Origin of the sequence: Lonepinella koalarum, from assembly GCF_004565475.1 — a bacterium.
Lineage (GTDB): Bacteria > Pseudomonadota > Gammaproteobacteria > Enterobacterales > Pasteurellaceae > Lonepinella > Lonepinella koalarum.
In genome coordinates this window covers 88,366-111,067 of record NZ_SRHX01000002.1, presented here as the reverse complement: position 1 = coordinate 111,067, position 22,702 = coordinate 88,366, and the positions used below count along the sequence as shown (strand labels likewise).

The 22,702-nt window shown below is 39.2% G+C and carries 21 protein-coding genes and 1 pseudogene; 9 read left to right on the top strand and 13 right to left on the bottom strand.

Translation table 11 applies throughout. The annotated features are described in order from the left end of the window. Positions 1-26 precede the first annotated feature (26 nt). Positions 27-611, bottom strand: a complete 585-nt coding sequence (nfuA, locus tag E0709_RS03215; protein ID WP_132301849.1) for a Fe-S biogenesis protein NfuA — start codon at positions 609-611, stop codon at positions 27-29. Between the two features lie 69 nt (positions 612-680). Continuing rightward, entirely contained in the window at positions 681-1,367 is a 687-nt protein-coding gene (locus E0709_RS03210; RefSeq protein ID WP_132301618.1) for an amidophosphoribosyltransferase, read from the bottom strand. Between the two features lie 125 nt (positions 1,368-1,492). Between E0709_RS03210 and E0709_RS03205 the strand changes: the two genes are divergently transcribed. Next, complete coding sequence (locus tag E0709_RS03205; RefSeq protein ID WP_132301620.1) at positions 1,493-1,996, top strand: DUF2301 domain-containing membrane protein; 504 nt, start codon at positions 1,493-1,495, stop codon at positions 1,994-1,996. A gap of 37 nt (positions 1,997-2,033) precedes the next feature. Here E0709_RS03205 and E0709_RS03200 read toward each other — a convergent pair whose 3' ends face one another. Next, positions 2,034-2,846, bottom strand: a complete 813-nt coding sequence (locus E0709_RS03200) for a Cof-type HAD-IIB family hydrolase (RefSeq protein ID WP_132301621.1) — start codon at positions 2,844-2,846, stop codon at positions 2,034-2,036. A gap of 91 nt (positions 2,847-2,937) precedes the next feature. Between E0709_RS03200 and tpx the strand changes: the two genes are divergently transcribed. Further along, positions 2,938-3,435, top strand: coding sequence for a thiol peroxidase (gene tpx / locus E0709_RS03195; protein ID WP_132301623.1), 498 nt, complete (start codon positions 2,938-2,940; stop codon positions 3,433-3,435). Positions 3,436-3,497: 62 nt separating this feature from the next. Here tpx and nagA read toward each other — a convergent pair whose 3' ends face one another. The 6 genes from nagA to E0709_RS03165 all read right to left on the bottom strand — a co-directional run bounded on the left by nagA (position 3,498) and on the right by E0709_RS03165 (position 9,095). Beyond that, positions 3,498-4,640 carry an N-acetylglucosamine-6-phosphate deacetylase gene (gene nagA, locus E0709_RS03190; protein WP_132301625.1) on the bottom strand — a complete coding sequence of 381 codons (1,143 nt, stop codon included), beginning with the start codon at positions 4,638-4,640 and terminating at the stop codon, positions 3,498-3,500. Positions 4,641-4,689: 49 nt separating this feature from the next. Then, the gene (nagB, locus tag E0709_RS03185; protein ID WP_132301627.1) at positions 4,690-5,499 is read right to left on the bottom strand and encodes a glucosamine-6-phosphate deaminase; all 810 of its coding nucleotides are present in this window, start codon (positions 5,497-5,499) and stop codon (positions 4,690-4,692) included. Between the two features lie 218 nt (positions 5,500-5,717). Beyond that, the gene (gene nanA, locus E0709_RS03180; RefSeq protein WP_132301629.1) at positions 5,718-6,599 is read right to left on the bottom strand and encodes an N-acetylneuraminate lyase; all 882 of its coding nucleotides are present in this window, start codon (positions 6,597-6,599) and stop codon (positions 5,718-5,720) included. Between the two features lie 11 nt (positions 6,600-6,610). Next, positions 6,611-7,489: a MurR/RpiR family transcriptional regulator gene (locus E0709_RS03175; protein ID WP_132301631.1), complete on the bottom strand. Its 879-nt coding sequence runs from the start codon at positions 7,487-7,489 to the stop codon at positions 6,611-6,613. Between the two features lie 17 nt (positions 7,490-7,506). After that, positions 7,507-8,388 (bottom strand): N-acetylmannosamine kinase, encoded by an 882-nt coding sequence (locus E0709_RS03170; protein WP_132301633.1) that lies wholly within the window; start codon positions 8,386-8,388, stop codon positions 7,507-7,509. A 20-nt stretch (positions 8,389-8,408) separates the two neighbouring features. Continuing rightward, positions 8,409-9,095 carry an N-acetylmannosamine-6-phosphate 2-epimerase gene (locus E0709_RS03165; protein WP_132301635.1) on the bottom strand — a complete coding sequence of 229 codons (687 nt, stop codon included), beginning with the start codon at positions 9,093-9,095 and terminating at the stop codon, positions 8,409-8,411. A 368-nt stretch (positions 9,096-9,463) separates the two neighbouring features. Between E0709_RS03165 and E0709_RS03160 the strand changes: the two genes are divergently transcribed. The 7 genes from E0709_RS03160 (at position 9,464) to E0709_RS03135 (ending at position 16,920) form a co-directional block, all read left to right on the top strand. Further along, on the top strand, positions 9,464-10,459 hold the full coding sequence (locus E0709_RS03160) for a sialic acid TRAP transporter substrate-binding protein SiaP (RefSeq protein ID WP_132301637.1): 996 nt from the start codon (positions 9,464-9,466) through the stop codon (positions 10,457-10,459). A 92-nt stretch (positions 10,460-10,551) separates the two neighbouring features. Further along, positions 10,552-12,402, top strand: a complete 1,851-nt coding sequence (locus tag E0709_RS03155; protein WP_132301639.1) for a TRAP transporter large permease subunit — start codon at positions 10,552-10,554, stop codon at positions 12,400-12,402. A gap of 38 nt (positions 12,403-12,440) precedes the next feature. Next, positions 12,441-13,619: an N-acetylneuraminate epimerase gene (locus E0709_RS03150; protein WP_132301641.1), complete on the top strand. Its 1,179-nt coding sequence runs from the start codon at positions 12,441-12,443 to the stop codon at positions 13,617-13,619. A gap of 393 nt (positions 13,620-14,012) precedes the next feature. Then, positions 14,013-14,183, top strand: coding sequence for a hypothetical protein (locus E0709_RS12265; RefSeq protein WP_165867212.1), 171 nt, complete (start codon positions 14,013-14,015; stop codon positions 14,181-14,183). Continuing rightward, positions 14,173-14,379, top strand: coding sequence for a type II toxin-antitoxin system RelE/ParE family toxin (locus tag E0709_RS03145; protein WP_243640861.1), 207 nt, complete (start codon positions 14,173-14,175; stop codon positions 14,377-14,379). Before E0709_RS12265 ends, E0709_RS03145 begins: the two co-directional genes overlap by 11 nt. 101 nt (positions 14,380-14,480) lie before the next feature. Then, positions 14,481-15,101 carry a glutathione S-transferase family protein gene (locus tag E0709_RS03140; RefSeq protein ID WP_132301643.1) on the top strand — a complete coding sequence of 207 codons (621 nt, stop codon included), beginning with the start codon at positions 14,481-14,483 and terminating at the stop codon, positions 15,099-15,101. Between the two features lie 709 nt (positions 15,102-15,810). After that, positions 15,811-16,920: a porin gene (locus E0709_RS03135; protein ID WP_132301645.1), complete on the top strand. Its 1,110-nt coding sequence runs from the start codon at positions 15,811-15,813 to the stop codon at positions 16,918-16,920. A gap of 71 nt (positions 16,921-16,991) precedes the next feature. Here the strand turns inward: E0709_RS03135 and E0709_RS03130 are convergent, their stop codons facing one another. From E0709_RS03130 to gdhA, 4 genes and pseudogenes are all read right to left on the bottom strand, one after another. Beyond that, entirely contained in the window at positions 16,992-17,243 is a 252-nt protein-coding gene (locus tag E0709_RS03130) for a hypothetical protein (RefSeq protein WP_132301647.1), read from the bottom strand. Positions 17,244-17,482: 239 nt separating this feature from the next. Next, positions 17,483-18,817 carry a cation:proton antiporter gene (locus tag E0709_RS03125; RefSeq protein WP_132301649.1) on the bottom strand — a complete coding sequence of 445 codons (1,335 nt, stop codon included), beginning with the start codon at positions 18,815-18,817 and terminating at the stop codon, positions 17,483-17,485. 120 nt (positions 18,818-18,937) lie between these two features. Then, positions 18,938-21,140: pseudogene (locus tag E0709_RS03120) on the bottom strand (Tex family protein); the annotation flags it as partial. 159 nt (positions 21,141-21,299) lie between these two features. Then, positions 21,300-22,649 (bottom strand): NADP-specific glutamate dehydrogenase, encoded by a 1,350-nt coding sequence (gene gdhA, locus E0709_RS03115; protein WP_132301653.1) that lies wholly within the window; start codon positions 22,647-22,649, stop codon positions 21,300-21,302. Positions 22,650-22,702 lie beyond the last annotated feature (53 nt).

Sequence of the window (22,702 nt, the reverse complement as noted above, 5' to 3'; positions counted from 1 at the left end):
ACTTTGCTTTCTAATAGCGAACAACATTAATAATAAGAATGCTCACCGCGTTGGTGTTCAGTCACATCTTTTGCCCCTTTTAATTCATTCGGAAACATTTCGACTAATTGTTTTTCTACACCGTCTTTTAAGGTCACATCCACCATTGAACAACCGTTACAACCACCACCAAATTGTAAAATAGCGTAGCCGTCATCGGTTAATTCGATTAACGTAATACGTCCACCATGACTTGCTAATTGGGGATTAATTTGGGTTTGAATGACATAGTCCACACGCTCAATTAACGGTGCATCATCTGATACCTTACGCATTTTAGCATTAGGTGCTTTTAAGGTTAATTGTGCCCCTAATTCTTCCGTAACATAATCAATTTCTGCATCTTCCAAAAACGGCAAACTGACTTCATCCACAAAGGCAGAAAACGTATCATATTGTAATTCTGTATCCGTATCTTCTACCGCATTGGTTGGACAATAAGACACGCCACATTCTGCACTTGGTGTACCGGGATTGACCACAAAAATACGAATATTAGTCCCCTCTTCTTGCTGATCTAATAACTTACGAAAATGCGCCTGTGCGGCGGCTGAAATAGTAATCTGTTGCATCATGTTGTTTCCTTAATCTTACTGATTTTGTCAGAAATGATACGCTGAGATTGTTCTTTATGCAAATTTTTATGTACGAGCAAGTCCCCAAACTTGAATATGTTGGACCCCCATTTTGCGTAACTGTTTAGCGATTTCATTCATCGTTGAACCTGTGGTAATCACATCATCAAGGATGCAGACCGATCTATAGTTGCATTTTGTTAGTTTATTTTGCACCATAAATGCATTTTTTAAATTGTTACGCCGAGCTTTAGCGGTTAAACCTCGCTGGCTATGGGTATTTTTAGTGCGTAACAAAAGATCTTCTCGCACCGGAATATTTAACCAACGAGCCAGCCATTTTGCCAGTAATGCTGCTTGATTATAACCTCGTTGCCAGTGACGAAAATGATGTAATGGAACGGGTAAAATCACATCAGGCAAAGACAAAGCATGGGTACGTCTTGCATTTCGCACCGCTAAATAAAGCAAGCGTGCTAAACTCCGATCTAACCAAAATTGCCCTTGGAATTTAAAACGATGAATCAAGGTAGATAAAGGTTCGGAATAACGTCCAATAATCACCATTTGTTGCCATGCTGGTTCTTGCTGTAAGCATTTGCCACAACGCAATTCATCACGAGTTAATTCTGCCCCACAGCAACCACAATAAGCAAAACGGTAAATCTCCGCATTACAACGGCTACATAAACCATGGTACCCTATTGCTAATTTCTGCTGACATTTCACACAACTTAAAGCGAACCAGTTCATTTTATTTTATTCTTGATGTTAATTTGTGATATTCTTATTAAAAAGCCAAATAATCACAAATAGCAACTGAAATATTTGGAATACAAATCACAAAAATTTATTATATTAAGATAAAGGAGTATAAAATGGCTGATCCACATATCCAGTCACCAATGGACTTTTTAGACTATCTCACAGTATGTTTATATCGCACAGGATTTATTCTGGCGGCAATTTTCACCGCACTTCTCCCCTACTACGAATTTGCTCAAATTGGTATTTTAGCGGCAGCGTTGCTTTGTGCTTCATCATTGCATATTTATCTCAAAAAATTCCGCTTGTTGTTGCAATTTGCTACTTGGTTAGCGCTATTTTTCCAGATTATCGGGCAAACAGAACTCGCCTTGGGAGCTGCGTTAGTGACACTAGGTGGGCTTTGTTTTAAAGAATATTTTTGCTTCCGCATTTTTGCGTTAAATCTGATGCCAATTTTTGTAGCCTTATTATGGTTGACTAAAGTGGCTGAAATAATAATCGGATTACAAGTTCTTTCTGTGATTTGCACCGCACTTTTTGCCGTATTAGCGATTCAAAAATGGCGTATGCCATTGCATTTTGATATTGGAGATAAGGGAAAATATCAAATCTAGCAATTAACTTGGCTCCCTAGTAAAGGGAGCTAAACCATTAATCAATTAACCCTGTTTTGTGCAGAAAACGAGCGATCCCGTCTTGTTCAATATGATCGGTTTCAAAATCTGCAACGGCTTTCAATTCATCACAAGCATTACCCATTGCCACCCCCACACCAACGGTAGTTAACATTTCCAAATCATTTAAGCCGTCACCAAATGCCATTGCATTTTCGATAGATAAATTTAAATGCTTAAGTAAATGCAAAATACCACGTGCCTTAGAACCTTGAGCATCAAATAGATCGACCGATTGTTCATGCCAACGAACCGTTTTTAGTCCCTTTAACACCCCAGAATCTGCCACTAATTGATCTTTGCTTTCATCATAAAAGGGCAAAATTTGAAATACATCATGTGTCTGGTAATAGTCTTTATCAATATGGTAATCCGTTTGCAATGGATCTAACGCACTACGCACTTGATCAGTAATTGCTGATACGGCTAAATGTTCGTTTGACACAAAGGCATAATCAAACCCAACAGATTCAAAAAATGCGACGACTTCTGTAATCTTTTGCGGTGGAATCGGTAGCTTATCCACTACGTTGCCCTGATGTATCACATATTGTCCATTCATGGTGACAAAGGTATTCATTCCAGTTTGTTTAGCTAATGCTTTGATTTTAGGTGGAAAGCTACAAGGTGAACGCCCTGTGGCAATAGCCGCAATAATCCCTTTTTGTTGTAATTTTTGAATGCTAGACAATATGCTTTCAGGTAACAAATCCTTATCTTTAACTATGAGTGTTTCGTCAATATCAAAAAATACAATTTTAATTTGATCGCTTAAATTAGGTAAATTCATATAAAATCCTTGAACTCTTGATTAAAATATCCCATTATTATGAATGAATTTGGGCTTAGGGTTAAGTATTATTTATTTATAGGAGCATAAAATGACACAAGTAACATTAGCAGGAACCCCCATTGAAGTAAAAGGACATTTCCCACAAGTGGGTGAAACCGTTGAAAATTTAGTTTTTACTAACACCAAACTAGAAGACGTTGCTTTAAACGACTTTGCTGGCAAACGTAAAATCTTAAATATTTTTCCAAGTATTGATACGGGGGTTTGTGCTACCTCAGTACGTACTTTTAATCAAAAAGCGGTAAATTTAGCCAATACTGTCGTGCTTTGTATTTCTGCCGACTTACCTTTTGCGCACGCTCGTTTTTGTGGCGCGGAAGGCATTGAGAACGTGCAAACGCTATCCACTTTCCGTGATAAATCTTTACACACTAAATTAGGCGTAGATATTGCCAGTAGCGGTTTAGCAGGTTTAACTTCTCGTTCAGTCATTGTGTTAGATGAAAATAACAAGGTATTGCATTCTGAATTGGTGAGTGAAATTAAAAGTGAACCAGATTATGAACAAGCATTAGCGGTTCTGTAAAAAATAAGCCACAGCGTGGCGTAACCATAACCCCGTACGCCAGTACGGGGTTATATCTACATTTAATCCAACTGCCAAACCCCATTTACGGCTGTATTTTCTACTTTAAAATCATGGGTAAACACCGTTAAATTAGCAATTTTGCCGACTTCAATGGAACCAAGTTTATCATCTACACCGATCGCTCGAGCAGGATAAAGGTTACACATTCTCAAACTTTCATCTAATGGAATACCCACTTCTTTCACGGCATTTTCGACACTTTCAATCATGGTGATAGACGAACCACTTAAAATGCCGTTGCCGTCAACACATTTGCCGTCTCGCACATAAATAGTTTTACCTACGAAAGTAAATTCTTTAATATCTGAACCCGCTGGTGCAATGGCATCTGTAACGATACAAAGTTTATTCCCTTTGGTACGTTTAGCGATTTTTACGTTGCCAAAATCCACATGCAAACCATCCACAATAATCCCTGCATAAATATCATCAGAATCCAATACCGCACCAACTACTCCCATATCTCGTCCGGAGCTAATCGGTGACATCGCATTATGTAAGTGCGTTGCAAAAGTAATCCCTTTTTTGAAAGCATCTTTTGCCACATCATAAGTTGCATTAGAGTGACCGATAGATACCACCATACCAGCTTTGACAAAATCAGGCACATATTTTACGCTTGGGTTATCCGCTGCTAAGGTAAGTTTAGTAATCACATCTGCATTCGCACAGAGAAAATCTTTCATCTCCGGGGAAACTTCACGGATATATTCAGGCTGATGCGTACCTTTTTTAGCCACACTCAAATAGGGACCTTCCAAATGCAAACCTAAGGCTTGGTTTTGGTGTTTGGCTAAATATTCTCGCATAATTTTCACCGCAGTTTTCATATCGTCATCAGGAGATGTGATAAAGGTTGGTAAAAAGCTAGTCGTCCCCGAACGTACATTGGTGTCTTGCATAATCTCAAGGGTTTCCACGCTAGTTTGATCATTAAACATCACGCCACCACAACCGTTTAATTGTAAATCAATAAATCCAGCTGTAAGGTTATTACCTTTTAAATCAAAATGTTGAATATCATGAGGTAAATGTTCTTGGCGAACAATATCCACAATTTTATCATTATCCACGATGACGGCATGACCATACAACACATTATAGCCGGTATAGATCACGGCGTTCGTTAAAGCATATTTCATGTTATATTCCTTAAAAGCGTTTAGGGCGTAAAAATATCTAGTTATTCATTTAGTCATTAACGACTGAATGAATAGCTCGGGCTTCTAACTCAGTAAAATATTTCACTGTTTTTACTTTTAATTCTTGCGTCGCTGGCTCATCACAGACCAAAATATAATGGCGATGTTGTTGCAATGCACTAATCGTCCAGAAATGGTTTACACAGCCTTCCACGCCTGCTTGTACCGCAAACGCTTTATTATGCCCCGTGGCAAGAATCATGACTTCTTCCGCATCTAATAATGTGCCTACGCCAATAGTTAAGGCATATTTTGGTACTTTATTCACATCATTATCAAAGAAACGGGAATTGGCAATCAGTGTATCTTGGGTGAGCGTTTTAATTCTGGTGCGAGATGCGAGTGACGATGCGGGTTCATTAAACGCAATATGACCGTCATTACCGACCCCTCCCATAAAGAGATTAATTTTACCATAGGACTTAATTTTTTCCTCGTAACGACGGCATTCAGTATCGTGCTCTTTGGTATTTCCATTCAGAATATTGATATTTTTTTGTTGAATATCAATATGATTAAAGAAATTATTATACATAAAACTATGATAGCTTTCGGGATGTTCTATAGGTAAGTCAACATATTCATCCATATTGAATGTGACAACATGTTTAAAACTCACTTCCCCAGCTTTGCATAAAGCAATCAGTTCTTTATAAGTGGCTAATGGTGTACCACCAGTAGGTAGCCCTAAGACAAAAGGATGATCTTCTGTTGGTTGAAACTGATTAATTCGATCTACAATATGACGTGCAGACCATTTAGCTACTTGTTCAGCATTTTTTAATGGAATTAAACGCATATTATCTCCTTGGAAAAGTTTTGTTTTTTACACCGCGGTTTTTTGTTAACCTTTGTTTATTTCACATTGTAGGGGCGTATTGCATACGCCCTATTAATTCGATCCTTTTATGCCCCATTTACCTATTTGGATACAAGGGCGTATGCAATACGCCCCTACAGAACCTAACCAACATAAAATCAATCAAAACTGCGGTGTTTTTTTGATGATTTTTTTAATTATTTAAGAAATTGCTCATATAACTCTTTAGCGCGAACTAATTGTGCTTCAGTGGCTTTCGCTGTCATTGGTTCACGACAATAACCTGCATCTACACCTTGTAATTTCAAGATTTCTTTGATTGTTAGGTATAAACCATTGGCCAAAATACCTTCAATTAAATCGTTAGTCACGTGTTGAATTTCCAATGCTTCTTTTACTTGGCCGGCTTGCGTTAATTCAAAAATTTGTCTTGCACGTAAACCGTTCACGTTGAACGTTGAACCGATCGCACCATGTACACCTAAAGATGCCGCAGGTACCATCATTTCATCAAAACCCGCCCACACTAATTTTTCTGGATACGCTTTACGTAAACGTTCTAATAAATAGAAGTCACCTGCGGTGAATTTCACACCTAACACTTTTGGATTTTTGTAAAGTTCACCAAATTGTTCCACACCAATATTCACGCCAGTTAAGAACGGGATAGAATACACGATCATATTATTGCCGGTTTCTGCAATAATCGTTTCGTAGTAATGTTTGATTTCTGGAAAACTGAATTTGTAATAAAATGGTGTGACTGCTGATAAACTGTCATAACCTAATTCTGTGGCATATTTACCTAATTCCACCGCTTCTTTTAAGTTTACACTACCTACTTGAGCAATTAATGCGACTTGATCTTTGGCTTCATCTTTGGCAATACGGAAGATTTGTTTTTTCTCTTCGGTAGAAAGCATAAAGTTTTCACCCGTAGAACCACCTACATATAAACCATCGACTTTCATTTTATCAATGTTATGACGAATGATTTGACGTAACCCTTTTTCGTTGATGGAACCATCTTCATTAAAAGACACTAATAATGCACTGAAAATACCTTTTAAGTTTTTCATTAAATTTTCTCCTATTTGTTCTGTTGTTGCTCAATAACGGCAACAGTTTTCTGTTTAGATTGTTTCGCTTTTTCTTGTTCGGCTTGAACTAACAAGGCATAAATCAGATCAAGCACGAATAATTGAGTGATTTGTGTACCGACGGAATCGCCTTGTAATTGACCTTGGCGATTACCGTTATTTAGCACATAATCGGAAACTTTAGTAATGGGGGAACGTAAATTATGGGTAATTGCCACCGTTACTGCGCCAGCCTGTTTAGCAATCTCAAGTGCTTTGGTCGTTTCTGGTGAAGCACCGGAATGACTAATACCAATTACCACATCACCTTTTTTCATCAATGACGCTTGCATATACATAAAATGGTTATTGGTTTCAGAATCTACCTGAAACCCCACACGCATTAATTTATTTTTTGCACCATCTGCCACAATACCTGATGAACCGACACCGAATAAATAAATGCGTTTAGCGTTACGCAATTCTTTTACTACTTTGTTTAACTCATTAAAATCTAACAAATTAATGGTTTCACTCACCACTCTATCAATCACATTTTGTAATTTAGTCGCAATGGATTTAGGGCTATCCTTGGCAGTGATATTGGTATCTAACAACGCGGAAGGCTGTTGACTTTGGGTCGCAAGCTCAATAGCAAAATCTAATTTAAAATCACTAAATCCTTTAAACCCAAGAGTACGACAAAAACGGATAAACGTGGCTTCACCCACATTTAATGATTTTGCAATTTCAGATAAAGAAGATTGTGCCAGTAATTGCGGCGTTGTAAGAATCTGTTCTGCAATGCGTTTTTCGGTTTTCGTCAAACTACTTTGCAATGCTCCGATAGTATCTAAAATCTTACCACCTTTATTAGAATTATTGACCATATTCATTCCTCTAATTATTATGCCTTAGCTAAAACGATTTCACCCCAATATGCCGCACCGATTAACCCAGCATCGCCGGCATATTTTGCAGTGCTTAATTTACAATGATAGAAATGTGGCATCGCTTGCATATATTGTTGCACTAAAGGCAAATAACCGTCTGCTAACCCTACACTACCGCCAATCACAACATGTTGAATATCCAAGCAAATCACTAAATCTGCCACTAGATTTGCAATGGCTTTGGCAGAACGGTGAACAAGCGCGGTGGCTTTTTCATCATTTTCACGAAATAACGCGAACACTTCTTTCGGCGAACAAGGTTTATCCCATTTTTGTGCATCACGTTCTATTGCTCGTCCTGCCGTGACGGCTTCCACACAACCACGACGGCCACAACCGCACATTTCACCATTTGGATCCGCCAAGCTATGTCCAATATGTCCCACTACACCATTTGGTCCAGTTTGCAATTCACCGTTTAAAATAATGCCTCCGCCGACACCAGTCGAAACCACAATAAAGGCAAAATTAGGTACTTCTTGCGGATCCATATGTTGATATTCCGCACAAGCCGCTGCTTGTACATCATTTAATAAGAAAATCGGTTTATCCGTATGACGAGCAATACTGTCTTGGAGTGGAAATTCCGCTAATCCACCTAAATTTTTCGGGTTAAGTGCGGTTAAAATTCCATTATTTATGATACCGGTAGAAGCCACTGCTACGTAATCAAATTGACCGACATATTGCTGAACTAATGTGGCTAAGGCTTGATGCATAGCATTGGCAGCATCATCTTGTGGTGTGGTAATTTGCTGGCGTTGTTGGATTTGGTTGTTTTCCACCAACGCTGCCGCAATTTTAGTACCACCAATATCTAGGGCTAAACAACGCATATAAACTCTCTTTATTTCAATTAGTTAGCAGATTTCACCGCATTGGCAAACCAGCTCACAATATGTTCTAAACGGGTTAATGCAGAACCTACCGTGACGGCATCTGCGCCGATTTCAATAGCCGTTTTGGCTAATTCTGGGGTATTGTAACGACCTTCCGCCATGACAAAACAACCGGCGGCTTTTAAATCTTTGACTAATTGATAATCCGGTTCACGGGGAATTTCGCCACCGGTATAACCTGACATGGTGCTACCCACAATATCAAAACCGAGTTTTTGACAATATAAACCCTCTTCTAAATTAGAACAGTCTGCCATGGCTAAACAGCCACATTCGTGGATTTTTTTCACCGCACTTTCTATATCCACTGGACGAGGGCGATTGGTGCCATCCACCGCAATAATATCTGCTCCCGCAGTAGCTAAATCTTCAATATCTTGTAAGAATGGGGTGATGCGAACCGGGCTATCTGGTAAATCACGTTTTTTAATACCAATAATCGGAATGGTCACAAAAGGACGAGTGGCTTTTAAATTTTCTACACCCTCAATACGCAAGCCAGCAGCCCCACCATGTTGGGAAGCTTGCGCCATCGCGGCAACAATTTCAGGTTTATCCATAGGACCGCCATCAACCGGTTGGCAAGAAGAAATAAATCCTTTTGTGATTTGAGTAAGCACGTCGGAATGAGATAGTTTTGACATATATACTCCATGTAATTTTATTTTTAGAATTAATACTTCATTTTTTTGCTAGGTTACGCCCTAACAAACAAAATAGCAAGACCTTTTGCAATACTTTGCATAAATTTACAGCAAAATAATTTTAAACTTAAATTAAAGATCATATATTGAACTTATTATATGCCTAAAAAATCCCAATAGTGGAGTAAAAATTCAAAAATTTTAAAATAATTTTTCAATTTTGTGATCTATGTCTCATTTTTGAAATTTAACTTCAAAAATATATTTATTTTTTGACTTTTATGATCCAAAATGCTAAGTATATTAAAACCGCATAGGTTTAATTCACTCTCACACTTTTAAACTCTGACAATTAACAGGAGCGTACTATGAAATTTAACAAACTATTACTAGCGACATTTTGTGCCGGCATTGCGGCATCTGCTTTTGCAACTTCTGCCTTTGCCGCAGATTACGATTTAAAATTTGGTATGAATGCGGGTACAAGCCAAAACGAATACAAAGCCGCTGAATTTTTCGCCAAAGAAGTGAAAGATAAATCTGCGGGCAAAATTGAAGTGAAACTTTTCCCATCATCTCAATTAGGTGATGATCGTACTATGATGAAACAATTAAAAGATGGTGCATTGGATTTCACCTTTGCAGAATCTGCCCGTTTCCAAATTTTCTATCCAGAAGCAGAAATCTTTGCCTTACCTTATGTAGTGCCAAACATTGAATTTAGCAAAAAAGCATTATTAGACACCAATTTTGGTAAAGAATTATTACGTAAAGTGCATGATGAACAAGGTATGACGTTATTATCTGTGGCGTATAATGGTACGCGTCAAACCTCATCAAACCGTCCAATTAATTCTATTGCTGATATGAAAGGCTTGAAATTACGTGTACCAAATGCAGCAACTAACCTAGCCTTTGCAAAATATGTCGGTGCAGCACCAACCCCAATGGCATTCTCTGAAGTATATTTAGCCTTACAAACTAACTCTGTAGATGGTCAAGAAAACCCATTACCAACTATTCGGGCGCAAAAATTCTATGAAGTGCAAAAATATTTAGCCATCACTAACCATATCTTAAATGACCAACTTTACTTAATCAGTAATGAAACTTGGGATGATTTACCAGCCGATTTACAAAAAGTGGTGAAAGATGCCGCTGAAGCTGCCGCGGAATACCACAGCAAATTATTCCACGATGGCGAAGCTAACGACATTGCTTTCTTTGAACAACAAGGAGTAACCGTTACTCACCCTGATTTAGCACCGTTCAAAGCAGCATTAAAACCTTACTATGACGAATATTTGAAAAAGAACGGCAAAGTGGGACAAGATGCCTTTGATGAATTTTCACAAATTAAATAATTAAATAATCTCGCCTTGCTCTCATTTTCCTCTGGTGGGAGTAAGGTTTCTTATCTAAGTTTCCGTATTTTACTCGGCGTATCGGAGTAGTTATGAAATTTTTTAACAAAATAGAAGAATGGGTCGGTGGGACATTATTGTTCATCGTATTCCTAATTCTTTGTGCTCAAGTCATTGCACGTCAAATCTTTGATTCTCCCTTAATTTGGTCAGAAGAATTAGCCAGATTGCTGTTTATTTATGTCAGCATGTTCGGAATCAGTATGGCGGTGCGTAGCCAACAACATATTTATCTCGACTTTATCACCAATCTCATGCCGCCAAAAGTAAAAAAAGCCACTAATACTTTTGTACAACTACTGATTTTTGCCTCTATCATTATTTTTATTCATTTAGGTTTTAAAGTCTGGATTGGGGCATCCTTTGAATTGGTGGCGTTGGAAATCAGTGATAAATGGTTATATGCCGCACAAGCCTTTATTTCCTTGCTGGTGCTAATCCGTTTCTTACAAGCACAAACTGAAAATTTTGCCAATCAAACATCCTATTTATCTGCCACGGTTTTTACTATAGGTGCGGTGATTTTATTAGCTCTTTTATTCTTCGTCCCTGATGTATTTAAAGTGCTTCGTATTTCGCAATATGTCAAACTCGGTGATAATGCCGTTTATGTAGTGCTTTTAGTTTGGCTAGTGATTATGTTCTTAGGTACACCAGTGGGTTGGTCGTTATTTATTGCTACCTTGCTTTATTTCTCCATGACGCGTTGGAATATTGCCAATAGTGCCGCCAATAAATTGGTGGACAGTCTAAACAGTTTCTCATTATTAAGTGTGCCATTCTTTATCTTGACTGGTATTTTAATGAACGGAGGTGGTATCACAGAACGAATTTTTAGCTTCGCCAAAGCCTTATTAGGTCATTACACAGGTGGTATGGGGCATGTAAATATCGGGGCGAGTTTACTTTTCTCTGGTATGTCAGGTTCCGCCATTGCCGATGCGGGTGGTTTGGGTCAATTAGAAATTAAAGCCATGCGTGATGCAGGCTATGATGATGATATTAGCGGTGGTATCACGGCAGCCTCTTGCATTATTGGACCACTTGTCCCACCAAGTATTTCCATGATTATTTACGGCGTCATTGCCAACCAATCCATTGCCAAATTGTTCGTGGCAGGCTTTGTACCGGGCGTATTAATCACTATTGCGTTAATGACCATGAACTACTTCGTATCCAAAAAACGTGGCTATCCAAGAACACCAAAAGCCAGTATGGCAGAACTTTGTACTTCCTTTAAATCCAGTATCTGGGCAATTTTAACCCCAATTATCATCATTGGTGGTATCTTCTCAGGCATGTTTACCCCAACGGAAGCCGCCGTAGTGGCTGTGGCATACTCCATCATTGTCAGCCGTTTTGTCTATAAAGAATTAACCTTAAAATTATTGTTCAACAGCTGCGTTGAAGCGGTAGCAATCACTGGTGTAACTGTATTAATGGTAATGACCGTGACTTTCTTCGGCGACATGATCGCACGTGAACAAGTGGCAATGCGTTTAGCCGAAATGTTTATGGCGGTAGCCGATTCTCCATTGACAGTGCTTGTGATGATTAACTTACTGTTATTATTCTTGGGTATGTTTATCGATGCGTTAGCGTTGCAATTCTTAGTGTTGCCAATGCTGATTCCAATTGCACAACATTTTGGTATTGACCTCATCTTTTTTGGGGTGATGACCTTATTGAACATGATGATCGGTATCTTAACACCACCAATGGGCATGGCATTGTTTGTAGTAGCACGTGTGGGTAATATGTCTGTATCAACTGTGACCAAAGGGGTGTTACCATTCTTGGTACCAATCTTTATCACCTTGATATTGATCACGATTTTCCCAGAAATTATAACCTTTATTCCAAATTTATTAATGCCGAATTAACGGTAAACATTTAAACATATACATTAAGGAGTTCTATTATGAAATTCACTCAATCTTTATTAGCTGTCTCTGTATTAGGTTTAACTGCTTTCACTGCTCAAGCAGCACAATATCCTGATTTACCGGTGGGGATTAAAAGCGGTGCAGGTGCCTTAATTGGCGATACCGTTTATGTAGGCTTAGGTTCAGGTGGTGACAAATTCTATTCTCTTAACTTAAAAGAGAAAGATGCACAATGGCAAGAATTAGCGGCTTTCCCGGGCGGTACTCGTAACCAACCAGTCGCAGCTGGTATCGATGGCAAACTTTATGTGTTCGGTGGTTTCCAAAATAACGATGTAGCCGATAACCAAGTAATTAATGATGCCTATTCTTATGATCCAGCCACTAACACATGGACGAAATTAGACACACGTTCACCTCGTGCCGCAGTGGGTGCGAGTGGTGTCACTGATCACGGCAAAGTTTACTTCGTGGGTGGTATCAACCAAGAAATCTGGAACGGCTTATTCCAAGATGTGAAAAAAGCAAGTAGCGGTCTTGATAAAGAAGCCGACAAAGATAAAATTGCTGCCGCCACCAAACCTATCTTTGATGCCTACTTTAACTTACGTGCGCAAGATTTCTTCTTCTCATCAGAAATCGTCAGTTATGAACCTGCGACTAACACATGGCGTAACGAAGGTTACTTCCCATATTCAGGTCGTGCAGGAGCATCAGTCGGCATTAACAATGACAAATTGTTAGTGGTCAACGGTGAAATCAAAGCGGGTCTTCGTACTGACGGCACCGCACAAGGTACCATCACTAAAGACGGCGTAAAAGACTGGAAAAAACTTGGCGACTTACCAGCCCCGAAAGGCTATGACGCACAAGACGGTATCGCAGGCGGTATGGGTGGTTATACCAATGGTCATTTTATCGTCACTGGTGGGGCAAATTTCCCGGGGGCACGTGCAAACTATGCCAAAGGTATCAACGATGCACACCGTACTGGTGGTTTGAAAAAAACCTATCATAGCGATTTCTACGCATTGGATGCACAACATGGTACATGGAAAATCATTGGTAACTATCCGAAAAACATCGCTTACGGTGTAGCATTACCGTATGAAAACAAACTCTTATTTGTCGGTGGTGAAACTGATGGAGGTGCTGCTTTAACAGAAGTTCGCACAGTTAGCTTTGATGGCAAAAAACTTGTCGTTGAAGAATAAAAATCTTCAAAAAATACCCTCACTTTTGCGTTTTCCAGATGCGACTGGTGTAAAAGTGCGGTGTGATGTCCTCTTAATTTTAATCAACCAACGATATCAAGGATGATGTCGTTGTTTTTTTGTCCAACTATAATTAATCCCCCCTGCACTCACGTACAGGGCTCAGCACAGTCACGATGCTCCGCATCTTATCCACCTCTGAACCCAAGCCACAGCGTGGCGTCACTATGCTTAACCCCGTACGCCAGTGCGGGGGTCTATGAGTAATTCCACTTGACATTAACAGACAAAAATTTATACTTAGTAATAATCTGACCCTTAGTTGTACGCTTTTGTCACTTGTCCAGACATTATGCTGAACCTTAGGGTTTTTTTCTATATAAGGAGAATTCAATGGAATTAGTCAATGAAACCAAACTAAACCAAACCGCCCGAAAAGACACATTCTATACTGCAGAAGAACTTGATTTAATCTACAAAATGCGAAATGGGTTAGAAGAAACTGTTACACATGAAGAAGTAATGAAAAATTTAAAAAGGGTTTTAAAACTGGATGAAAACTGACTATAAAATTATTTGGAGAAAAGTCGCTGAAGAAAAGTTAGAAAAACAAGCTCAATATCTTTTGGAACAATCTAAAAATCTAGTTGTTGCAAGTAATTTTTATCAAACAATTAAAGATGGAGTAAACAGATTATCCTATTATGCAGATGCTTACAAGTTTCAGGAAATGAAAAAGATTTACCTTTATAATGGATGATATATTGTTGATTTTCTTATGGATGATGAGTATGTCTATATCGTCAATTTCAGATCTGCACGTCAAAATTTACATTAAACCTACTATTGCATGGAGCAAACATGAAACTCAAACTACACTATCTCGATCGTTCTCGTGCTATGCGAGTGACTTGGTTATTGGAACATATTGGTTTACCTTATGAACTCATCCCGCATAAACGTCAAGAAAATATGCACGCACCGGAAGCATTGAAAGATATTCACCCGTTAGGCAAAGCGCCATTACTCGAAATTGACGGAAAAGTCATTACTGAATCCGTCGCTATGGTGGAATGGATTATCGCAAATCACGCCCCACAACTTGCTCCAGCGACAGATAGCCCTGAATATGCCGACTATTTACAATGGCTACAATTTAGTGAAAGTACCGCAATGATCCCATTAGTGCTTAAATTTATTGCTGCGAGAGAACCCACTCCACCACAAAACACCTTGGCTTATGCAGACAGTGAAATAGAAAAAGTTTATGACTATGTAAACCGTCAATTAGCCAATAAACGCTATATTATGGGCGACAAACTTACGGGAGCCGATTTTGCCTTAGCATTTTCTCTAATCTTTATGAAAATGGTTTATCAAGGTAAATTCACGCATATTGATCGTTATCTTGCCGATTTGAACCAACTTCCAAGCTGGCAAAAAGCCCAACAAATTGAACAACAAGTGTTGCAAGGAAAATAAGGCTTGTCACCCTGCACTCACGTGCAGGGCTCAGCATAGTGACGATGCTCCGCATCTTATTCATCTCCGAACACAAGCCACGGCGTGGCGTTATCATGCTTAGCCTCGTACGTCAGTGCGGGGCGAATGTCTTATTACCCTGCACTTACGTGCAGGGTTAAGCATAGTGACGATGCTCAGCATCTTATTCATCTCCGAACACAAGCCACAGCGTGGCGTTATCATGCTTAACCCCATACGCCAGTGTGGGGGATCTTGACTAACCCCTTGTCATTTCTCAAAAAGTTCCCACTAAAAATGTGATCTAGTTCACATTTTTGAAATAAAGTTTCCTAAATATATTTATTTTTGAATATTTACTTTAATAAAAAATAGTTATTTATAATTATTCATTATAAATCAATATGTTATAAAATTACTAGAAATAAACAAATAAAAACTTTTTTTCAATTTTGTGATCCAGATCTCATTTTTAAGATGACAATGAGTTAGCATAACTCATTGATTTATATATAAATCAATGAGTTAGCATAACTCATTGATTTATATATAAATCACGTTTTTTCATAAAAAACCCATGATATTGACAAGAAAAAATAGTTCAATTAAATTTCAAATCAAGAAGTAAAACTTCAAAAAGCAAAGCAATTTGCTAAATTCTAGTCGAAATGTTCGATTTGTTACTTAACCAAAATAAGGAAACATTATTATGAAAAAAACACTTATCGCTCTAGCCGTTGCCGCTCTTGCTTCAAGTGCTGCTAATGCAACTGTGGTTTATCAAAAAGATGGTACGAAAATTGATATTGATGGACGTGCACATTTTGAGTTACAAAGTGCAAAAAATAAACGTACCGATTTACATGATGTCGGTTCTCGTTTGCGTGTTCGTGCTTATCAAGATTTAACCGATCGCCTTTCTGCTTACGGTGGTGTGGAATTGCGTTTCTCTCAAGGAAAGTATAGTGATAGAGCTGACCAAATTGGTAGTAACTTGCGTACTCATCGTATGTATGCGGGTTTTATTCATAAAGACATTGGTACATTAACTTTCGGTCGTCAATTACATTTAGGTGACCATATTCCTAAAGCAAACTATACCTACGAATGGGGTGGTAACGTACTCTTTGATGCCCACAAAAAAGCGGCTACCTTTATGTCCGTACCGTTTGGTGGTGTTCGCGTAGCAGCAGACTATTACTTCGGTAATTCAAATAAAGCAAATGAAACCTCTAGCGGTAACGCTAACTGGGATGAAGGTCAAGGTTATGGTGTAGGTTTGTACTATGATGGTAAATTGACTGATGATCTTGCAGTGCGTTTTGGTTCAGGTTTCACTGAAGTTACTCAAGCTGTCAATACTGGAACCTCTACTAATCCTATTTTCCTAAAACAAGATGAATTTAAATTACAACGTGGTGGTATCGGTTTTGATGTAACCTATAAAATTGTACATTTAGGTTTTGACTGGGCGTATGGTAAAGCAACTAAAGGAAAAGAAAGCTCAAACATCAATTTCCAAGATGTTTTACCATTAAGCGGTACTCCAGTTCATAAAATTAACCGTTACCAAGTTGGTTTAAAATTTGATGTGACCGAACAAAATGCACTTTATAGCGCCTACTACTTCGGTAAAGCTGAAAAAGCAGATACTACTATTGCAGACTATAAAATGAACGCTTGGATGATTGGTGCTGACCATCGTTTCAACAAAAATGTTGCCGTTTATCTTGAAGGCGGTAAAGCTAAAATTAAACAAAGTGGTGCAGCAGACATCAAAAATCACCGTATCATAACTGGTGTGAGAATTTTATTCTAATTCTCCTAGCTAATGTTTTTTCTCATTTGATCCTTTCGCCCCATTATGTTAATGGGGCTTTTTTATTTTCATTACATTTTTTCTTTTTTCATCTCTTCGGATTTCATCATATCCGATTGCATGTCTCCTTTTTTCATTTCATCAGTTTTCATCATTTCTGATTGCATGTCTCCTTTTTTCATCTCATCGGCTTTCATCATTTCTGATTGCATCTGATCTTTGCTCATCTGATCTTTTTTCATATCAGCCGCATTTGCGTTCACAGCAAACATAGAAAGTAATGATACCGCACTTAAGGTTTTTAAAATGTTTAAAGATTTCATAGTATTCTCCTTTGATTAATATAACGAGATAATGAGTGAAAGAACATATTCACTATCCTTTCATTAGCATTAGTCGAACGAGTAGCAGAAACCTTACAAAATTTTTCGGTATAGTAGTAAAAAATAATCTTTAAACTATTTTTTGTCAGAAAAACAATGCAAAAGAGAGAAATAGAATGTGCCAAATAGCATTTGGCACAAGCATGGATTGCTATTTAATGACAGGTTTACGTGATGGACTACACATCAGGTGTATAATCTTCCCCTGCACCTAATTTCAGATAGGCTTGGCGTTTTGGATCAACTAATTTTGCACTTTTGATCATTTTTTCAATGGTCACGCCCTGTACTAAAATAGAAAATGTAACCACTGCATAGGTCATCAATAGGATTAAATCGCGAACATCAACTACCACGTCATCACCCGTCATCAAACCAACGTGGCTCGGAATACTTAATGCCATGGCAAGTGCCAAACCACCACGTAAACCACCCCAAGTGAGAATTTTTACCGTATAAGGATTATATCGACGAAAGCGTTGCATCACTTTGAAAGGTAGCCAAACACTTACATAGCGAGCCAATAAGCAAACTGGAATGGCAATTAACATCATAATTGAACTCGCCCAAGTAAAGTCCACTAACAATAAGGCTAAACCAATCAATAAGAATAATAATGAGTTAAGCGAATGGTCGATCATTTCCCAGAAGTGATCTAAATAACGCTGGCTTTGTTCGGAAAAACCATGGCGACGTGTCCAGTTGCCAATCATAATGCCTGATGTCACCATGGCTAACGCCCCTGAAACATGCATATAGTTTGCCACCATAAAGCCAGTAGTCGGGATAGTCAAGGTAATTAAGATTTCCAAGCTACCATCATCGGTGGCAGAAATTAAATAATGAGAAACGAACCCCGTAATCAGACCAAATAAAATACCGCCGACAGCTTCGTGTAAGAATAACATGGTAATCCCTGATGTACTGGCTTCTTGCCCGCCAAAAGCAACCGCAAATACCGTGGTAAAAATGACCAAGCCTACCCCGTCATTGAACAAAGATTCCCCCTCCACTTGCATAGATAAACGTTTTGGCGCGCGTAAGTTTTTAATAATCGCTAATACGGCGATGGGGTCAGTTGGCGAAATTAATGCCCCAAAAACTACGCAATAAATAAAATCGATATGCCAGCCCAAACAGGCGGTGGCATAATAAATCAATGCCCCAATCATTAAGGTTGAACAAAGTGTGGAAAATAAGGCAAAAGTGGCGATTTCCCAGCGTTGATCTTTCATTAATGGCAACTTAATGCCTAATGAGCCGGCAAATAGCAGAAAGCCAAGCATGCCATTCAGTAGGAAATTTTTAAAGTCTAATTCTTCCATAATATGCGTAGCTATATTATCTAATCTAAGCCAGCCTAGGAAACCTAGCAGCAACAAAATTAACGAACCAATCATAGCCGATGCTGTGATAGCAATAGTTGATTGTACCCTATCACTGATTTTGTGAGTAATAAAAGCCAACAAAATAGAGATACCGAATAAAAAACAGATATAAGCGTAAATACTCATATGGAATCCTTAAAGAATATTATTTTTTCCAACCTTTTAACGCATCCGCAAAGGCATTGTTGGTAAAAGATTGATTATGCCGTTCATGACGCCCTTTGGGTGATGAATTTCGTTCACAACTGCGGTCAAATTTTTGCTCTTTTTTCACCGCACTTTCCTCTAATCGCATAGTTAACGCAATCCGTTTACGCGCCACGTCCACTTCCAGCACTTTGACTTTCACCACATCGCCCGTTTTCACTACTTGATGGGGATCTTCAACAAATTTATCCGCCAACGATGAAATATGTACTAAGCCATCTTGATGCACACCAATATCCACAAATGCTCCGAAATTGGTCACGTTAGTAATGGTTCCCTCTAAAATCATACCCGCTTGCAAATCCGTGATGTCTTCCACACCGTCCATAAAGGTCGCTGTTTTAAATTCACCCCGTGGATCGCGTCCCGGTTTTTCTAGCTCTTTAAAAATATCCATTACCGTAGGCAAACCAAATTGTTCATCAGTGAATTGTTTTGCTTCAAGCTGACGAATCGCCGACGCATTACCCATTAATTCTTGAATGGATTGTTCTGTGGCTTGTAAAATTTTTTCCACCACCGCATAAGCTTCGGGATGAACACCTGACGCATCAAGGGGATTTTTGCTCTGATTAATTCGCATAAAACCTGCACATTGCTCAAAGGCTTTTGGTCCTAAACGGGGGACTTTTTTCAATTCAGTGCGACTGTTAAAACGTCCGTTCTCATCACGATAAGCCACGATATTTTGGGCAAGCGTTTTACTCATGCCAGCGACACGAGCCAATAAAGCCGATGAAGCGGTATTTAAATCCACTCCGACGGCATTGACACAGTCTTCTACCACCGCATCAAGTTTACGAGCCAGTTGGGATTGATTCACATCATGTTGATATTGCCCCACCCCAATGGCTTTTGGTTCAATTTTCACTAGCTCCGCCAGCGGATCTTGCAAACGGCGAGCTATGGATACCGCTCCACGTAAAGATACATCTAAATTCGGAAATTCTTGTGCCGCCAGTTCAGAAGCAGAATAAACCGATGCCCCAGCTTCACTGACGACCACAATCTGCGGTGTATTTTGCGGAATTTGTTTAATCACTTCCTTGGCAAAACGTTCTGTTTCACGTGATGCCGTCCCGTTACCAATCGCAATTAATTCGACATGATGAGTTTTAATCAATTTAAACAACGTTACCAAAGCGGTTTCCGTTTGCCCTGTATGTGGATAAATCGTGGCAGTATCGAGTAATTTTCCTGTATTATCCACCACGGCGACTTTCACCCCCGTGCGTAAACCTGGGTCAAGTCCCATGGTATTTTTCGCTCCAGCAGGGGCTGCCATTAAAAGTGCGGTTAAATTTCGGGCAAAAACATCAATCGCTTCCTGTTCTGCTTTTTCACGTAACGCCCCCATTAATTCCGTTTCTAAATGTAACGCCAGTTTAATTTTCCATGTCCATGCAATCACTTGCTCACGCCATTTATCCGCAGGTTGCGCATTAAAACGCACCCCCAAATGCTCACGAATAATTTCTTCACAATAGCTTGAACGACTGCCTTCTGCTGCGTCAGGATCGGCGTTAAGACTCAGTTGCAGAAAACCCTCATTACGTCCACGCAACATGGCTAAAGCACGGTGTGAGGGTACATTTTTTAACGGTTCTTGATGATCGAAATAATCTTGGAATTTTGCCCCGTCCGTTTCTTTTCCCGCAAAAACTTTGGAAATTAACACCGCACTTTGTTGTAAATATTGACGGACTTTTGCCAATAATTGTGCATCTTCGGCAAAGCGTTCCATTAAAATATATTTCGCACCGTCTAACGCCGCTTTACTATCCGCCACACCTTTTTCGGCATTCACAAAGGTTTCTGCTGTGCTATCGGGATCGTGATGAGGTTGCAACCATAATAAATCCGCCAACGGCTCAAGACCTGCTTCAATGGCAATTTGTCCTTTGGTGCGGCGTTTCGGTTTGTAAGGGAGATAGAGATCTTCGAGTTCGGTTTTGCTTTGGGTTTGTTGAATTTTTTGTTGCAGTTCAGCGGTGAGTTTGCCTTGTTCTTCAATGGATTTCAGAATCGTCTGACGGCGATCTTCCAATTCACGCAAATAAATTAAACGGGTTTCAAAATGGCGTAACTGGGTATCGTCTAAGCCACCTGTGACTTCTTTACGATAGCGAGCAATAAAAGGAATGGTATTGCCATCATCCACTAACTGAATCGCAGCCAGAATTTGTTGCGGACGAACATTGAGTTCATCAGCGATAATTTGAGAGATTTGTTGGTTTAACATATTGATACTTCTTTAAGCAAAAATTAGCTTAATAGCATACTGTTTTTGTTGGGAAAAATAAAGCAGTATCAAACTAGATACGATCAAAGCCCGCAAAACAAAAAATAAGGCGAATCCATTCAATCCGCCCTATTCTATTTTAGTCAAAGCAGTAAAAAATTAATACACACCTTGTGCCAACATGGCATCAGCGACTTTCACAAAACCAGCCACGTTTGCACCCACCACATAGTTAATATTTTTGCCCTCACCTGAACCATATTTTTTACAGTTGGCATGAATATCTAACATAATACTGTGTAATTTGGCATCCACTTCTTCACGGCTCCAGTATAAACGTTGTGAACCTTGAGCCATCTCTAAACCAGACGTTGCTACCCCACCGGCATTAGCCGCTTTACCCGGTCCAAATAATACATCCGCCGCTAAAAACGCATCGGTCGCTTCAATGGTGGTTGGCATATTGGCACCCTCAGCCACTAATTGTACGCCATTGGCAATGAGTTTTTGTGCATCCGCTAATTCTATTTCATTTTGAGTTGCACAAGGTAACGCAATATCGACTTTTACATCCCAAGGACGTTCATCCGCATGATATTCTAAGCCGAATTGTTCTGCATAATCTTTCACACGACCACGTTTCACTTCTTTAATTTCGATTAAGGCCGCTAATTTTTCTGCGGTGAAACCGTCTTTATCATAAACATAGCCCGATGAATCTGAACAGGTAACCACTTTTGCACCAAGTTGTAACGCTTTTTCAATCGCATATTGCGCAACATTACCTGAACCTGAAACTGAAACGGTTTTACCTTGGAAAGATTGACCTTTTTCCGCTAACATGGCTTGTGCAAAATAAACTAAGCCATAACCTGTGGCTTCAGGGCGAATTAAGCTCCCACCAAAGGAAAGCCCACGACCTGTGAATACACAAGCAGCTTGGTTAGATAATTTTTTCATATAACCAGCAAGATAGCCCACTTCACGACCACCTACACCAATGTCGCCTGCTGGCACATCAGTATCTGGACCAATATGACGATATAATTCTGCAATTAATGCTTGGCAGAAACGCATCACTTCCGCATCAGATTTACCTTTTGGATCGAAGTCGGAACCACCTTTCGCCCCGCCCATTGGCAAGGTGGTTAAGGCATTTTTGAAGATTTGTTCAAAACCTAAGAATTTTAGGATAGATAAGTTAACTGACGGGTGAAAACGCATACCGCCTTTAAATGGACCAATCGCACTATTGAACTGCACACGGAAAGCACGGTTGACTTGGGTTTGACCTTTGTCATCTGTCCATGCCACACGAAATTGGAATGCACGTTCAGGTTCAACTAAACGTTCTAATAACGCTTGTGAACGGTATTTTGGATTTTTTTCAATAAAAGACCAAATAGAGGTAAATACCTCACGCACTGCTTGTAAAAATTCAGGTTGATGACCGTCACGCTGTGCAACGTAAGCTAAAAAGTCTTCTAATGAGTTTACTGTGTTTGACATAATGTTTCCTTTTTAAATAAATAATGTTTGTAATTATTTTGTTTGTCTATCAG

Bases quoted from the DNA above. Each gene is read 5' to 3' on its own strand.
- nfuA (WP_132301849.1), bottom strand. From the start codon at position 611: ATGCAACAGATTACTATTTCAGCCGCCGCACAGGCGCATTTTCGTAAG.
- E0709_RS03210 (WP_132301618.1), bottom strand. From the start codon at position 1,367: ATGAACTGGTTCGCTTTAAGTTGTGTGAAATGTCAGCAGAAATTAGCA.
- E0709_RS03205 (WP_132301620.1), top strand. From the start codon at position 1,493: ATGGCTGATCCACATATCCAGTCACCAATGGACTTTTTAGACTATCTC.
- E0709_RS03200 (WP_132301621.1), bottom strand. From the start codon at position 2,846: ATGAATTTACCTAATTTAAGCGATCAAATTAAAATTGTATTTTTTGAT.
- tpx (WP_132301623.1), top strand. From the start codon at position 2,938: ATGACACAAGTAACATTAGCAGGAACCCCCATTGAAGTAAAAGGACAT.
- nagA (WP_132301625.1), bottom strand. From the start codon at position 4,640: ATGAAATATGCTTTAACGAACGCCGTGATCTATACCGGCTATAATGTG.
- nagB (WP_132301627.1), bottom strand. From the start codon at position 5,499: ATGCGTTTAATTCCATTAAAAAATGCTGAACAAGTAGCTAAATGGTCT.
- nanA (WP_132301629.1), bottom strand. From the start codon at position 6,599: ATGAAAAACTTAAAAGGTATTTTCAGTGCATTATTAGTGTCTTTTAAT.
- E0709_RS03175 (WP_132301631.1), bottom strand. From the start codon at position 7,489: ATGGTCAATAATTCTAATAAAGGTGGTAAGATTTTAGATACTATCGGA.
- E0709_RS03170 (WP_132301633.1), bottom strand. From the start codon at position 8,388: ATGCGTTGTTTAGCCCTAGATATTGGTGGTACTAAAATTGCGGCAGCG.
- E0709_RS03165 (WP_132301635.1), bottom strand. From the start codon at position 9,095: ATGTCAAAACTATCTCATTCCGACGTGCTTACTCAAATCACAAAAGGA.
- E0709_RS03160 (WP_132301637.1), top strand. From the start codon at position 9,464: ATGAAATTTAACAAACTATTACTAGCGACATTTTGTGCCGGCATTGCG.
- E0709_RS03155 (WP_132301639.1), top strand. From the start codon at position 10,552: ATGAAATTTTTTAACAAAATAGAAGAATGGGTCGGTGGGACATTATTG.
- E0709_RS03150 (WP_132301641.1), top strand. From the start codon at position 12,441: ATGAAATTCACTCAATCTTTATTAGCTGTCTCTGTATTAGGTTTAACT.
- E0709_RS12265 (WP_165867212.1), top strand. From the start codon at position 14,013: ATGGAATTAGTCAATGAAACCAAACTAAACCAAACCGCCCGAAAAGAC.
- E0709_RS03145 (WP_243640861.1), top strand. From the start codon at position 14,173: ATGAAAACTGACTATAAAATTATTTGGAGAAAAGTCGCTGAAGAAAAG.
- E0709_RS03140 (WP_132301643.1), top strand. From the start codon at position 14,481: ATGAAACTCAAACTACACTATCTCGATCGTTCTCGTGCTATGCGAGTG.
- E0709_RS03135 (WP_132301645.1), top strand. From the start codon at position 15,811: ATGAAAAAAACACTTATCGCTCTAGCCGTTGCCGCTCTTGCTTCAAGT.
- E0709_RS03130 (WP_132301647.1), bottom strand. From the start codon at position 17,243: ATGAAATCTTTAAACATTTTAAAAACCTTAAGTGCGGTATCATTACTT.
- E0709_RS03125 (WP_132301649.1), bottom strand. From the start codon at position 18,817: ATGAGTATTTACGCTTATATCTGTTTTTTATTCGGTATCTCTATTTTG.
- gdhA (WP_132301653.1), bottom strand. From the start codon at position 22,649: ATGTCAAACACAGTAAACTCATTAGAAGACTTTTTAGCTTACGTTGCA.